Annotated in this window: 16 protein-coding genes; 13 read left to right on the top strand and 3 right to left on the bottom strand. The window is 66.8% G+C overall.

Going from position 1 to position 13,826, the window contains the following annotated elements:
- Positions 1-429: 429 nt before the first annotated feature.
- From DS837_RS11665 to DS837_RS11690, 6 genes are all read left to right on the top strand, one after another.
- The gene (locus DS837_RS11665) at positions 430-900 is read left to right on the top strand and encodes a GNAT family N-acetyltransferase (protein ID WP_149164910.1); all 471 of its coding nucleotides are present in this window, start codon (positions 430-432) and stop codon (positions 898-900) included.
- A 136-nt stretch (positions 901-1,036) separates the two neighbouring features.
- Positions 1,037-2,638 (top strand): ABC transporter substrate-binding protein, encoded by a 1,602-nt coding sequence (locus DS837_RS11670; RefSeq protein WP_149164911.1) that lies wholly within the window; start codon positions 1,037-1,039, stop codon positions 2,636-2,638.
- Positions 2,639-2,769: 131 nt separating this feature from the next.
- Complete coding sequence (locus tag DS837_RS11675; RefSeq protein ID WP_149164912.1) at positions 2,770-3,780, top strand: ABC transporter permease subunit; 1,011 nt, start codon at positions 2,770-2,772, stop codon at positions 3,778-3,780.
- Positions 3,781-3,788: 8 nt separating this feature from the next.
- Positions 3,789-4,715, top strand: coding sequence for an ABC transporter permease subunit (locus tag DS837_RS11680; protein ID WP_149164913.1), 927 nt, complete (start codon positions 3,789-3,791; stop codon positions 4,713-4,715).
- Between the two features lie 8 nt (positions 4,716-4,723).
- Positions 4,724-5,713 carry an ABC transporter ATP-binding protein gene (locus tag DS837_RS11685; protein ID WP_149164914.1) on the top strand — a complete coding sequence of 330 codons (990 nt, stop codon included), beginning with the start codon at positions 4,724-4,726 and terminating at the stop codon, positions 5,711-5,713.
- Entirely contained in the window at positions 5,713-6,717 is a 1,005-nt protein-coding gene (locus DS837_RS11690; RefSeq protein WP_149164915.1) for a peptide ABC transporter ATP-binding protein, read from the top strand. The genes DS837_RS11685 and DS837_RS11690 overlap by 1 nt, the downstream gene beginning before the upstream one ends.
- Positions 6,718-6,741: 24 nt before the next feature.
- Here DS837_RS11690 and DS837_RS11695 read toward each other — a convergent pair whose 3' ends face one another.
- Positions 6,742-7,035: a DUF3072 domain-containing protein gene (locus DS837_RS11695; protein ID WP_149164916.1), complete on the bottom strand. Its 294-nt coding sequence runs from the start codon at positions 7,033-7,035 to the stop codon at positions 6,742-6,744.
- Between the two features lie 179 nt (positions 7,036-7,214).
- On the opposite strand from DS837_RS11695, the gene DS837_RS11700 reads away from it, so the two are divergent.
- The 6 genes from DS837_RS11700 to DS837_RS11725 all read left to right on the top strand — a co-directional run bounded on the left by DS837_RS11700 (position 7,215) and on the right by DS837_RS11725 (position 11,161).
- Positions 7,215-7,625, top strand: a complete 411-nt coding sequence (locus DS837_RS11700) for a bacteriohemerythrin (protein WP_149164917.1) — start codon at positions 7,215-7,217, stop codon at positions 7,623-7,625.
- Between the two features lie 420 nt (positions 7,626-8,045).
- Positions 8,046-8,711, top strand: coding sequence for a MotA/TolQ/ExbB proton channel family protein (locus tag DS837_RS11705; protein WP_149164918.1), 666 nt, complete (start codon positions 8,046-8,048; stop codon positions 8,709-8,711).
- Positions 8,708-9,340 (top strand): hypothetical protein, encoded by a 633-nt coding sequence (locus DS837_RS11710; protein ID WP_149164919.1) that lies wholly within the window; start codon positions 8,708-8,710, stop codon positions 9,338-9,340. Before DS837_RS11705 ends, DS837_RS11710 begins: the two co-directional genes overlap by 4 nt.
- 22 nt (positions 9,341-9,362) lie before the next feature.
- Positions 9,363-9,899 (top strand): hypothetical protein, encoded by a 537-nt coding sequence (locus tag DS837_RS11715; RefSeq protein ID WP_149164920.1) that lies wholly within the window; start codon positions 9,363-9,365, stop codon positions 9,897-9,899.
- A 127-nt stretch (positions 9,900-10,026) separates the two neighbouring features.
- Entirely contained in the window at positions 10,027-10,515 is a 489-nt protein-coding gene (locus tag DS837_RS11720) for a YajQ family cyclic di-GMP-binding protein (protein ID WP_149164921.1), read from the top strand.
- 190 nt (positions 10,516-10,705) lie between these two features.
- A complete protein-coding gene (locus DS837_RS11725) occupies positions 10,706-11,161 on the top strand; it encodes a hypothetical protein (protein WP_149164922.1) in 456 nt (151 codons plus the stop codon).
- A gap of 15 nt (positions 11,162-11,176) precedes the next feature.
- Here DS837_RS11725 and DS837_RS11730 read toward each other — a convergent pair whose 3' ends face one another.
- The gene (locus DS837_RS11730) at positions 11,177-12,187 is read right to left on the bottom strand and encodes a M23 family metallopeptidase (protein WP_149164923.1); all 1,011 of its coding nucleotides are present in this window, start codon (positions 12,185-12,187) and stop codon (positions 11,177-11,179) included.
- A gap of 129 nt (positions 12,188-12,316) precedes the next feature.
- Positions 12,317-12,691: a response regulator gene (locus DS837_RS11735; RefSeq protein ID WP_149164924.1), complete on the bottom strand. Its 375-nt coding sequence runs from the start codon at positions 12,689-12,691 to the stop codon at positions 12,317-12,319.
- 238 nt (positions 12,692-12,929) lie between these two features.
- Between DS837_RS11735 and rpoH the strand changes: the two genes are divergently transcribed.
- Entirely contained in the window at positions 12,930-13,805 is an 876-nt protein-coding gene (gene rpoH / locus DS837_RS11740) for an RNA polymerase sigma factor RpoH (RefSeq protein ID WP_149164925.1), read from the top strand.
- Positions 13,806-13,826 lie beyond the last annotated feature (21 nt).

Consider the following 13,826-nt stretch of genomic DNA (forward strand, 5'->3'; position numbering starts at 1 on the left):
TCAGGTCCGTAGAATACCGCTTCGTCTTCTTCTCGATCCTGGCCATTCGGCTGCGCGTCGCTTCGGTCCACATCCGAAGCTTGAATCACATCATGCCGTTGCCGCCAACCCTTTTCAAACGGGCTCTGAGGATGTCGGGGCCTTGAGCTTGAGCCATTGCCGGAGCGACCGACAGCAACATCCAGCAAGCCAGGGCGATCATGGGGCGCATGCTGTATCCACTGATGTGCATCATTGAACTTTTATAACCGGAAATTGATAGGGTTTATAGGCCTTCTCGGTTTCGGCTTCATCTGAATTCATATCCCTCACGATTGTAGGGAGTGCGGTGAAAGGGGCAGTCGGGTCTACGGATCGAAGCAAGGTGTTTCGGATCACAAACTTCCCAAGTACGATTGCCTCGCGAAACGTGAGCGGAGGTGTCGGGACATGACCGACATTCGTGTGCGTAAGGCTGGGCTTGCCGACGCGGGTGTGGTCACCGGGTTCGTGGCGGCGCTGCTGTCGGAACTGTCCGCCGGGCAGAACGACACGCCGCGCGCCGTGATGCTGGCCGTCGCCGAATCCCTGCTGGACGGCGCCGGCGATTCGTACACGGTTTTCCTGGCGGAGGACGCGGCGGGCCGCCCGCTCGGCGTCGCGACGCTGTCGGAGGGCGTCTGCATCTCCACGTTGGGCCGGTTCGGGACGATCCGTGAATTGTACGTGAAATCGGAGTCGCGCTCCGCCGGGGTGGGGCGGGTGCTGATCCGGGCCGTTCTGGACCACGGCCGCCGCCATCGCTGGTCGCGGGTGGAGGTGGGGGCGCCGTCCGCCGCGGACTGGCCGGATTCCCTGCGGTTCTACAAGCGCGAGGGCTTCACGGAGATCGGGCCGCGCTTGAAATTCCGCTTGGCCTGACGGCTCCCGTGGAGCTTGCGTGATGCGGCTTGGTTGCGTGTTGACAGACGATTCGGCCACGCGCCAAATGAACCCGCATCACGGGCCGCCAAAGAGAATGGGCGGTCCTTCGACCGAACACGGGAGGTTGTTAGGAATGAAGCGCATCCTGCTGGGTGCCGGGCTCGGCGTTGCCGCCACCTTGGCGCTTGCTGCGCCGGCCCAGGCCGCCAAGACCCTCGTCTATTGCTCCGAGGGCAGCCCCGAAAACTTCAACCCGATGGTCAACACGACCGGAACGAGCTTCGACGTCTCGCTGCCCGTGTACAACAACCTCGTGCAGTTCGAGTACGGCGGCACCAAGGTGGTCCCCGGCCTCGCCGAGAGGTGGGAGGTGTCGGAGGACGGGCTGACCTACACGTTCCACCTGCGCAAGGGTGTGAAGTGGCACAGCAACAACGACTTCAAGCCGACCCGCGACGCCAACGCGGACGACGTTCTGTGGTCGTTCAACCGTCAGTGGAAGAAGGATCACCCCTTTCACAAGGTGTCCGGCGGCGCCTATGACTACTTCAACGACATGGCGATGCCGGACCTGCTGAAGTCGATCGAGAAGATCGACGACTACACGGTCAAGTTCACGCTGAACAAGGTCGAGGCGCCCTTCATCGCCAATCTGGCGATGCCCTTCGCGCCCATCCAGTCCGCCGAATACGCCGAGGCCCTGCAGAAGAAGAACCAGATCGACAAGATCGATCAGGCGCCGATCGGCACCGGCCCGTTCCAGTTCGTCGCCTACCAGAAGGACGCGGTCATCCGCTACAAGGCGTTCGAGCCGTATTGGGGCGGCAAGGCGCCGCTCGACAACCTCGTCTTCGCCATCACGCCCGACGCCGCCGTCCGCTACGCCAAGCTGAAGGCCGGCGAGTGCCACATCGTGCCGTACCCGAACCCGGCCGATCTGGAGGCGATGAAGAAGGACAGCGCCATCACCCTGATGGAGCAGGAAGGCCTGAACGTCGGCTATCTGGCCTTCAACGTCACCAAGAAGCCCTTCGACGACGTGCGCGTCCGCCGTGCGCTGAACATGGCCATCGACAAGAAGGCCGTGGTCGACGCGGTGTACCAGGGCGCCGGCGTCCCGGCGAAGAACCCGATCCCGCCGACCATGTGGTCGTACAACAAGGAGATCGAGGACTACCCCTACGATCCGGAGCGCGCGAAGAAGCTGCTGGCCGAGGCCAGCTTCCCGGACGGCTTCGAGACCGACCTGTGGGCCATGCCGGTGCAGCGCCCCTACAACCCCAACGCCAAGCGCATGGCCGAGATGATGCAGGCGGACCTCGCCAAGGTCGGCATCAAGGCCAAGGTCGTGCAGTACGAGTGGGGCGAGTACCGCAAGCGTCTCCAGGCCGGCGAGCACCAGATGGGCATGCTGGGCTGGACCGGCGACAACGGCGATCCCGACAACTTCCTGCACGTCCTGCTCGGCTGCGAGGCGGCGCGTCCGGGCGGGTCGAACATCGCCAAGTGGTGCTACAAGGAGTTCGACGATCTCGTCCTGCAGGCCAAGCGCACCACCGACATCGCCGCCCGCACCAAGCTGTACGAGCAGGCGCAGGTCATCTTCAAGGAAGAGGCCCCGTGGCTGACCGTCGCGCATTCGGTCGTGCACATGGCGCTGAGCAAGAATGTGGTCGATTACAAGATGGACCCGTTCGGCATCCATCGTTTCTACGGCGTCGATTTGAAACAATAAATTCGGCGTAGCAAGCGGCTTTACAAAGCGGCGGCCGGGGCATTAAACCCCCGGCTTCCCTTTGCGGATGCAGAGGTAAAAAGGGGGCTGCGGCCCCCTTGCTTTCGTTTCGAGCCCCCGGTGACGATCCGATGCTACGCTTCATCCTGACGCGGGTGAGCCTGGTGATTCCGACCTTTCTCGGCGTCACCTTCCTGACCTTCCTGTTGATCCGCCTTGTTCCCGGCGACCCCATCGAGGTGCGCGTCGGCGAGCGCGGAATCCCCCCCGAACGGCTTCTCGAACTGCGGCACGAGCTGGGGCTGGACCGCCCCCTGTGGCAGCAGTTCCTCGACTACATCGGCGGCGTCCTCCAGGGCGACCTCGGCGTGTCGCTGGTGACGCGCAATTCGGTGTTCTCCGAGTTCGTGACGCTGTTCCCGGCGACGCTGGAGCTGGCCGCGCTGGCCATGCTGTTCGCCACGGTGGTCGGCCTGCCCGCGGGGATCATCGCGGCGGTGCGGCGCGGCTCGGTCTTCGACCATGGCGTGATGGGCATCAGCCTGACCGGCTATTCCATGCCGATCTTCTGGTGGGGCCTGCTGCTGATCCTGTTCTTCTCGGTGGGGCTGGGCTGGACGCCGGTGTCCGGGCGGCTCGACCTGCTCTATTACGTGGAGCCGGTGACCGGCTTCATGCTGATCGACACGCTGATGGCCGGCGAATACGGCGCCTTCTGGTCGGCGTTGCACCACCTCATCCTGCCGATGGTCGTCCTCGGCACCGTTCCGCTGGCCGTCGTGGCGCGCATGACGCGCTCCGCCATGCTGGAGGTGCTGGGCGAGGACTATATCCGCACCGCGAAGGCCAAGGGTCTGGCGGGCAAGCGGGTGATCGGCCTGCATGCCCTGCGCAACGCGCTGATCCCCGTGGTCACCGTGATCGGCCTCCAGGTGGGCACGCTGCTCGGCGGCGCGATCCTGACCGAGACCATCTTCTCCTGGCCCGGCGTGGGCAAGTGGCTGATCGAGAGCATCAACCGGCGCGACTACCCGGCGCTCCAGGGCGGGGTGCTGCTGATCGCGACGACGGTGATGACCGTGAACCTGCTGGTGGACGTTCTGTACGGCGTCCTGAACCCGCGCATCCGCCATTCGCGGTGAGGTGAGCCATGACGACTCCTACGACGACGGGCGTCCAAGAGACCCTTCCGGCCGCCGCTCCGCCGGTTTCCCAGCCGCCGCACCCGCTGGTCGAGTTCTGGTACCATTTCCGGCAGAACAAGGGGGCCATGGCCGGCCTGGCCGTGATCCTGCTGATCGCCCTGGTGGCGCTGTTCGCCGAGCTGGTGGCGCCGCACGACCCCAACATCCAGTACCGCGACGCCATCCTGGTGCCGCCGGTCTGGCAGGAGGGCGGGCGCTGGGCCTTCCTCCTCGGCACCGACGACATCGGGCGCGACATGCTGTCCCGACTGATCTTCGGGGCGCGGCTGTCGATGATGATCGGCCTGATCGTCGTCACTCTGTCGCTGGCGGTCGGGCTGGCGCTGGGCATGGTCGCCGGCTTCTTCGGCGGCGTCACCGACGCGCTGGTCATGCGCTTCATGGACATCCTGCTGTCGCTGCCCAGCCTGCTGCTGGCCGTGGTGGTGGCGGCGATCCTCGGGCCGGGGCTGGTCAACGCCATGCTGGCCGTGTCCATCGTGGTCATCCCGCACTACGCCCGCCTGACCCGCGCCGCCGTGATGGCGGAGACGAACAAGGACTACGTCGTCGCCTCCCGCGTGGCGGGGGCCGGGCCGCTGCGGCTGATGCTGGTGGTGATCCTGCCGAACTGCGTGGCGCCGCTGATCGTCCAGGCCACGCTGGGCTTCTCCACGGCGATCCTCGACGCCGCGGCGCTGGGCTTCCTCGGCCTCGGCGCGCAGCCGCCGACGCCGGAGTGGGGCACCATGCTGGCCTCCTCCCTCCAGTTCCTCCAGCGCGCCCCCTGGGTCGTCACTTGGCCCGGCGTGGCCATCCTGGTGACGGTGCTGGCCTTCAACCTGCTGGGCGACGGGCTGCGCGACGCGCTCGACCCCAAGCTGAAACGCTGATACCCACAATGCCTCTTCTCGACATCAAGAACCTGTCCGTCGAGTTCACCACGCGCGCCGGGACCTTCCGCGCCGTGGACGGGATTGACCTCACCGTGGACGAGGGCGAGGTGGTGGGCATCGTCGGCGAGTCCGGGTCCGGCAAGTCCGTGACCTCGCTCGCCGTGATGGGCCTGCTCGGCTCCAATGGCACGGTGGTCGCCGACCGCATGCACTTCGGCGGCAAGGACCTCATGGCGATGAACCCGTCGCAGCGCCGGAGGATCACCGGCAAGGACGTGGCCATGGTCTTCCAGGAGCCGATGACCAGCCTGAACCCCTGCTTCACCGTCGGTTTCCAGATCATGGAGACGCTGAAGGTGCATGAGGGGCTGTCCGGCAAGGCGCTGCGCAACCGCGCCATCGAACTGCTGGAGCAGGTCGGCATCCCGGCCCCGGAAAGCCGCCTGTCGGCCTTCCCGCACCAGCTCTCCGGCGGCATGAACCAGCGCGTGATGATCGCCATCGCCATCGCCTGCAACCCGCGCCTGCTGGTCGCGGACGAGCCGACGACGGCGCTGGACGTGACCATCCAGAAGCAGATCCTCGACCTGCTGGTCCGCCTCCAGAAGGAGCGGGGCATGGCGCTGATCCTGATCACCCACGATATGGGCGTGGTGGCGGAGACGGCGCAGCGGGTGGTCGTCATGTACGCCGGGCAGGTCGCCGAGACGCGCCCGGTGGACGCCCTGTTCAAGGCGCCGCGCCACCCCTACACCGGGGCGCTGCTCGACGCGCTGCCGGAGCGGGCGCTCGGCAAGCGCCGGCTGCCGACGATCCCCGGCGTGGTGCCGGGCATCGGCGACCGGCCGCAGGGCTGCCTGTTCAACCCGCGCTGCCGCTTCGCCACCGACCGCTGCCGCATCGAGCGGCCGGCCCTGTTCGACGTGGACGCCGGCAAGGCGCGCTGCTTCTATCCGCTCGCCGACGCTCCGGTCGGCGCCGGGGAGGTTCTGTGATGACCGACATCCTCACCGACGTCATGCCGGCCAGCGGCCCGGTGGTGCTGGAAGCCATCCATCTGCGCAAGCACTATGCGGTGAAGCGCGGCGCCTTCAAGCCGGCGGCCACCGTCAAGGCGCTCGACGGCGTGTCCTTCCAGCTCGAAGCCGGGAAGACGCTGGCCGTGGTCGGCGAGTCCGGCTGCGGCAAGTCGACGCTGGCGCGCTCCGTCACGATGATCGAGCCGCCGTCCTCGGGCCAGCTTCTCTATGACGGGCGCGACGTGGTCGGGCGCACCGCGTCGGAGATGAAGGAGCTTCGGCGCACCGTCCAGATGGTGTTCCAGAATCCCTACGGCTCGTTGAACCCGCGCAAGACCGTGGGCTCGATCCTGTCGGAGCCGCTGGTCATCAACACCCCGATGGGTAAGCAGGAGCGGCGCGAGCGGGCCGTCGCCATGATGGCGAAGGTCGGGCTGCGCCCCGATCAGGTGGACCGCTACCCGCACATGTTCTCCGGCGGCCAGCGCCAGCGCATCGCCATCGCGCGCGCGCTGATGCTGAACCCGCGGGTGGTCGTGGCGGACGAGCCGGTGTCGGCGCTCGACGTGTCGATCCAGGCGCAGGTGCTGAACCTGATGATGGACCTTCAGGAGGAGCTGAACCTCGCCTACCTGTTCATCTCCCACGACCTCAGCGTGGTCCGGCACATCGCCGACGCGGTCATGGTGATGTATCTGGGCCGTCCGGTGGAGCACGGGCCGAAGGACGTGGTCTATTCCCGCCCGCGCCACCCCTACACGCGCATCCTGATGGCCGCCACGCCGCGGGTGAACCCGGCGCTGCGGGCGGAGCGGGTGATTCCGAAGGGCGAGTTGCCCTCGCCGCTGAACCCGCCGCCGGGCTGCCCCTTCCACAAGCGCTGCCCCCACGCCGCGGAGCGTTGCACGACCGAGGTGCCGGCGCTGCGCCCCGTGGACAAACGGTTGGTCGCCTGCCACTTCGCGGAGGAGATGGCCTGAGGTCCGAGGTCCGCGGCGCCTTTCTCAGGCGCCGCGGCCGGTCTTGTCCTGCAGGGCGTCGATGCGTTTGGAGGCTTCGGCCTTCGTCAGGTCCCCGTCGAAGCCTTCGCCGGCTTCCTCGCTGAGAGTCTTCAGATAAGAGGCCTGCGCCCCGGTCATCGGCTCGTCACCCGTGGTCCAGTCGTCGGGGTCTTTTTCGCGGTTGGAATGCTCGGCGTTGCCGGTGGGCGTGGATTTCGGATTGCTTTCCTGATTCGGCGCGTCGCCGCGATGGGACTGCGGGCGATGATCACGGCCGTTGTCACGCTTAACGTTCATGAAATGTTCCTTTCTGCTGGAAACATTTGTCGAACAGTCCGCCCGTGGGATTGGTTCCCGGCGGCGGTCCGCCGGCTGCAGAAGCGTCGTTGAAGCGCACTCCGGAAGACGTTACCCTTTGGCGGGCTGGGGTTTTCCCGGTCGAACAGGTGATGCCCAGCGCGAGGGGACGGAACGAAATGCCGCTGATGGTGTGGAACGACAAGCTGAGCGTCGGGATCGCGCAGTTCGACGAGGAGCACAAGCAACTGGTCGCCCTGGTCAACGAGCTGTTCGACGCGGTCCAGGCGGGGCGCAGCAAGGAGGCGCTGGGCGGCATCCTCGACAGCCTCGTCGCCTACACCAAATCGCACTTCACCCATGAGGAGGAGCATTTCATCCGCCTCGGCTATCCGGACCGCGACGCTCACAAGGCGGAACACGACGCGCTGGCCAATCAGGTGCTGGAGGTGCAGCGCAAGTACCACGCCGGCGCCACCGCCACGCTGAGCATGGAGGTGATGAACTTCCTGAAGAACTGGCTGATCAAGCACATCCAGGGTACCGACAAGAAGTACGGTCCCTTCCTGAAGGAAAAGGGCGTGGCGTAAAGGGCCATTTCCGTAAGGACGATTGCCGGGACAGGACGCCCCGCGTCGCTCCCTTCCACTGCCCGACCGCGGGCCTCTCCCCATGCGCGTTGCGCGTCAACCCGGCAGGTCCGTCGCCGGGCGTCGGGAACTCTTGGCCGGGGCCGGGGTTCATGACGTGACGGATGACTCCTGAATGGCTCCGTCGTCGCGCAATTCCGGCGAAGGTGCGCCGATGAACGATGGCCGACACGGAGCCGTCCCGCCACCAGCGCCCAGGCCAACTGCGCCGGCGCCGCCAGCGCGTGCCGCCGCGAATCCGTCTTCCGCTCTCCCGATCCCGCCATCGCCGCCCGGCTCTCTGCGGCGCCGCCGTTGCGCGCCATCGCCGCCTGACCATGACGATCCGGAGACACACGCAACCCTCACAGGGTCAGAACCATGGAAGAACAGTGGCTTCTCAAGGCGAAATTCGTTGCCTTCAACCTGACCATTTCGGCGTTCGTCTTCGTCCTGTATGCGCAGGGGTGGCTGGACCGGGTTCTGACCGGGCACATTGCCGTGGCGACCGCGATCATCGGGATCGTGTTCCTGGTCGGTCTGGTGATGTCGGCCTATCGGGTGTGGAAGATCGGTGGGGAACTGGACCGGGCCAAGCTCGGCGGCGGGCGGCTGATGAAGGTCGAGAGCGAGCGCGCCCTGGAAATCCGCCTGTTCTCCCGGATCTCACATCTTCAGCACATCGCCAACGCACTGGGCATGCTCGGCCTGATCGGCACGGCCTGGGGCTTCAGCCTGTTCGCCGCCAACATCACGCCGGACATGGTGGGCAACGCCGCGTCGGCCGGCGCCATGGTGACCACGCTGGCGAGCGGGCTGGGCGTCGCCATCTACGCCACGATGCTCGGCGGCGCCCTGTGCCTGTGGACCACCTGCAACCTCCAACTCCTGCGCGGGGCGACGGCGTCGTTGTGTGCGCTGATCATGGACGAGGCCCACGCCCGCTCGCGGCTTGCTCCACGGACCGGGGCGCGAACCGAAACGTCGGACTTCGCCGCGCCGCAAGCGGCCCCCTACGGCGCCCTGCGCGGTGAGGCCGCACCATGAACGATTTCCTGGGCGAGGACCAAACCGGTGTGCTCGTGGCGCGGGACCTGCTGACGCTGCTGCTGTGCGGCTTCGTGGCCTGCGCGGTTCTGGCGGTCCCCTTCATCAACGAGGCCAAGAAGACCGAGGCCAACCAGCAGAACGAGTCCTCCTCCGCTGCGGCCGGCATGGAACCGCCGGGAAACGTCATCATCGAGGCGCGCTGGGACGACAAGCTGCGCAGCGACGTCGATCTGTGGGTGCAGGCCCCCGGCGATGTGCCGGTCGGCTACTCGAACAAGTCGGGGCTGATCTTCAACCTGCTGCGCGACGATCTGGGCGCCTATGCCGATCCCACGGAGATCAATTTCGAAACCTCCTACTCCCGCGGCATTCCTCCGGGAGAGTACACGGTAAACGTGCATATGTTCCGCAATCTTGAAAATGTGTTTCCCATCTGGGTCCGGGTGGTCGCCCGCGTCAAGGCGGAGCATGAATCGGGGGCCGCCACTGTAGCCGCAACGCGCGTCCGGCTGGACCGCGAAGGGCAGGAGATCACCGCCTTCCGCTTCAACCTGAGCGAGCGAGGCGAGCTGGTGCCGGGGTCCTTGAACGCTGTGTTCAAGCCGCTGCGCTCGGCGAAAAATTGACCCGCCGGATCGAGAGTGCGCCATGGAAAGCCTGACCGTCATTTTCGGCTTTGTCGCCGTCGTCACATTGCTGCTCGTCCTGTCGGCGTTGCGCTGGGCGCGCAACCGGATGGCGCGCGTGGTGATCCTGCTGCTGTTCGCCCTGCTGCTGCCGGCGGCCTACGCCGCGCCGGCGGCGCTGCTGGGCCGGGCGAAGCCGGTCACGCTGGAATGGATGGGGTCCAACGTCCGCGAGGCGAAGGTGCTGAGCGCCACGCTGGTGGAGAACGAAGCGATCTATCTCACGCTTCTGTGGGAACAGGCGCCCAACCTCTACCGCCTGCCCTGGGATCGCCGCATGGCGGAGCAGTTGCAGGAGGCCCAGCGCGAGGCCCAGCGCAACGGCACCAACCCGATGATGCGGCTGCCGTTCGAGCGGTCCTGGGACGATCGGGAACCGCGCTTCTACGCGCAGCCGCAGCCGAAGATGCCGGACAAGCCCTATGAAAACGCCCCAGGCAACGGCGGGCCGGACGGCAATCCGGGGATCGAGTTCCAGCACCCCGGCCAGCCGACCTGAAAACCCCGAGGGGCTGATAGAGCTTGCGGACCGCTTTCCGTCACAACCCCGGTGCAGGCCCCTTGAAGGCGGGGTGTGGCCTCGTCTACGGTTCCACGCTTCCGTCCGCCTGAGCAAAGAGAGTCCCATGCCGTCCTTCGACATCGTGTCCAAGACCGACATCCACGAAATCGACAACGCGCTGAACGGCATGCGCCGCGAGATCGAGACCCGTTTCGACTTCAAGGGCTCGCGCTGCACCGTGGAGCGCACCGAGAACGACATCACCCTGCTGGCCGACGACGCCCCCAAGCTGGAGCAGATGCAGGAGCTGCTGCGGGTCTATGTCACCCGGCGGAAGCTGGACGCCGGCGCCCTGGACTATTCCAAGCCGCCGGAGCGGGCGGCGGGCGATGCGCTGCGCCAGGTCGTCACCGTCAAGCAGGGGATCGCCCAGGATCTCGGCAAGACCATCGTCAAGGCGATCAAGGACGCGAAGATGAAGGTCCAGGTCTCCATCCAGGGCGACGAACTGCGCGTCACCGGTAAGAAGCGTGACGACCTCCAGGACGCCATCGTCCTGGTGCGCGGGCTGAAGATCGAACAGCCCCTGCAGTATCTGAACTTCCGGGACTGACCGACGGCAAGGGCACCGCATGGACGGTTTTTGCCGGACGGGCGGTCATTCTTGCCGGGTGGGGCGGAAATTTTTGCCGGGTGCGCGGGCGCCGAGGGCGCTGCGCCGTCCGGTTCTCCGCCCCTTCCGGTGATGGCCCGCCCCTTGCTTGCCCTGATCCGGTAGCCGAACGCCGCAGGGTCCACGCGCCATGTCGATACCGGCCAACGCCGACGCTTCCCAGTTGATGCGCATCCGGGCCGAAGAGCTTCTGGAGCGCAAAGGCACGGGTGCGCCCCGGCAGGCGGGGGAACTCGCCGGCCAGTTCGCCGCCATGCTGGAACAGCTGAACGGCGTCGGCGGCGAGGATGGCGGCGCCGGCCTGATGGCGTCCTCCGCGGCGGGTCCGGTGACGGGAAGTTCCGCGATCGCCCACCGGCTGGGCGTCGGCGCCGTCAGCGTCTTCGCGCAGAGCGGAGCGGACGAGGCATCGGGCGGCCAGGCCGCCGAGGGTCACACGCCCGACATGCGGGCGCCCAACGCCGAGGAAGCCATGCAGGTGGTGCAGAGCGCGCTCCAGGCCGAGAGCGCGCCGAACTTCCGCTGGCTGACCACGCTGCTGACCCAGGGCGTCCCCGACCGCATGAAGGCAGGCTCCGCCCAGTGATGGGACGGCGGGGCGTCAGCGGACGTCCAACTGGCGTTCCAGCGTGACCACCGTCTTGCCGTCCCGGGCCAGCGTCACGATGCCCTTGTAGGGTCCCTTGGGCCAGCCCGACGCCGGGCGCTTCAGGCCCTGATAGGCGAACCAGACGGCCTTGTCCCCGGTGATGCCCTTGCTGTTGTCGAACAGGGTGCGGCCATCGCCGTCGAGGATGCGGATTCGCTGGGTGTCGCCGTCGCGGACGCCCATGATGTCCGACCACAGCACCAGCAGGGGCGCGTCCGGAGTCAGCACCTCCGCGGCGAATTCGCCGTGGCGGGCCGGCTCGGCCTCCGGAACGCGGCGGGTGGCGAAACCGGCGCTGAGGCCGGCGGTCGGGCGGTAGGCCAGCGCTTTGGCCGTGGCGGCGTTCCACAGCGGAGTCATGGGCTGGCCGCAGGCGGTGAAGGGCTGCTGGCCGACGAAGGGGTCGACGACGGCGCCGTTGTGGCGCACGCCGAAATGCAGATGGGGGAACTCGGTCAGTCCCGACAGCCCGACCTCGCCCAGCCGTTGCCCGGCCTCCACCCGCTGGCCGGGTGTGACCGCGACGCTGCCGCGCTTCATGTGCAGGTAGGCGGTCTGCCAGCCGTCGCCATGGTCGATGATGACGGCGTTGCCGCCCCCGACCTTCATCACCGTGTCGCGCCCGATGACGTTGACGTTCACGTCCTCCATGCCGTCGCGCACCCGCAGGACGGTGCCCGCGGCGGCGGCCAGCACGGCGACGCCCTTGTCCATCGCCGTGTAGTCGGGCAGGCGGAAGTCCGTTCCGTCATGGCCGTCGTAGCTCAGCCGGCCGCAGGCATGGTCGCGCCAGCCGGGGCCGGAGTCCTCATCGACGTAATTCTGGACGAAGCAGGTTTCCCCGATCCGGCACGCGACCGGCAACTCGAAGGCCGGCGCTTCCGCTGCCGCAGGGCCGGCGAAGCCCAGCGCCCCCATAAGGAGGCTTGCGGTGAGGGCGGTGGCGATAGCGGCGCGGATCATACGGGCTTCCCAAGGAGGAGAGGCGGGTCTGCGAGGGCAGGGTGAGCCAAGCCCCGCCCCGATGCAACCGCAAGGAAGCCATACGCCGCCCGGTCAAGGTTTCCGGCCAAGACCCTTCAGCGGGTCTCGTCAGCCGCCGATCAGCACCGCCAGCACTTCGGAGGCCAGGACCGCGGGCTTGATTGGCTTGCGGACCATCCGGGCGACTCCCAGCTTGCTCAGGGCCTGCATGGTCAGCTCCGGCGGCACCCGCTCGTCGATTCCGGACAGGACAACGATCCGCAGGCCCGGTCGGAGGTTCTTGGCCACTTGGATGACTTCGAATCCGTCATGCTCCGGCATGATGAGGTCCGTGACCAGCAGGTCGAACTCATGGAAAGTCAATGATTCGATGGCTGCCCGCGCGTCGGTGCAGCCGGTCACGGTGTTGCCTTCCTTTTCCAAAATCTTGGTGACGATGCTAAGGGATACCGGGTCGTCGTCGACGACGAGAATGTCGGCCATCGGGGTTTGCCCTCTCCTGGTTTGATGTTTTGCCGGACTGAATAAGGCCCGGCTGGTTTATGCCCCGTTTATGAGCGGGGACGGCCATGCATCCAGGGCGAGGCACCCGGCACCCGCGTTCGCACGGCGTTGACTTGGCGTTCCGTCCGCGTAAACTGGAGGGGCCTTCAAAGAGGGCGCCGGTCGCCCATCACGGGGACCGGTGGATTGGGTCATATCGCTTTCATGAGGATGTGACATGAGCACCGCATTGGCACTGACCACGCCGTTTCCCGGCGAGTCGCTGTCCCGCTACATCGAGCAGGTCCACCGCTTCCCCGTGCTGGGCGCGGAGGAGGAGTATGTGTTGGCCACCGCATGGCGCCAGCATGGCGACATGGAGGCGGCCCGCAAGCTGGTGACCAGCCACTTGCGTCTGGTCGTCAAGATCGCCACCGGCTTCCGTGGCTACGGCCTGCCGATGACCGATCTGGTCGGCGAGGGCAACATCGGCCTGATGACCGCCGTCCGAAAATTCGAACCGGACCGCGGATTTCGCCTGTCCACCTACGCGATGTGGTGGATCAAGGCATCCATCCAGGAATACATCCTGCGCTCCTGGAGCCTCGTGAAGCTGGGCACCACCGGTGCCCAGAAGAAGCTCTTCTTCGGCCTGTCCCGCCTGAAGCGCAAGCTCGGCGAATTCGGCAACGGCGACCTGAAGCCGGAAAGCGTGTCCCGGATCGCCCGGGAACTCGACGTGCCGGAGAGTGACGTGGTCGCGGTGAACCGCCGCTTCGTCCAACCGGTCGCCTCGCTCAACGCTCCGCTCTCCGCCGGGGAGGGGACGGCGGAGATGCAGGACTTTCTGCCCGACGAGCGTCCGAACGCCGAGGACAGCCTGCTGGAGCGCGACGAGGCGATGCATCGCAGCGCCATGCTGCGCGATGCTATGGCGGTGCTGAAGGAGCGCGAACGCGACATCCTGACCGCCCGCCGCCTCAGCCCGTCGCCCAAGACGCTGGAAGATCTGGCCGCCGTTTACGGCGTCAGCCGCGAACGCATCCGGCAGATCGAGGAACGCGCCTTTCAGAAGCTGTCCCAGCGGGTGCGGGAACTCGCCGCAGCGGCGTAAAGGGAGGCTTGGTGCCTCCCT

This window comes from Azospirillum brasilense (genome assembly GCF_008365405.1).
Lineage (GTDB): Bacteria > Pseudomonadota > Alphaproteobacteria > Azospirillales > Azospirillaceae > Azospirillum > Azospirillum brasilense_D.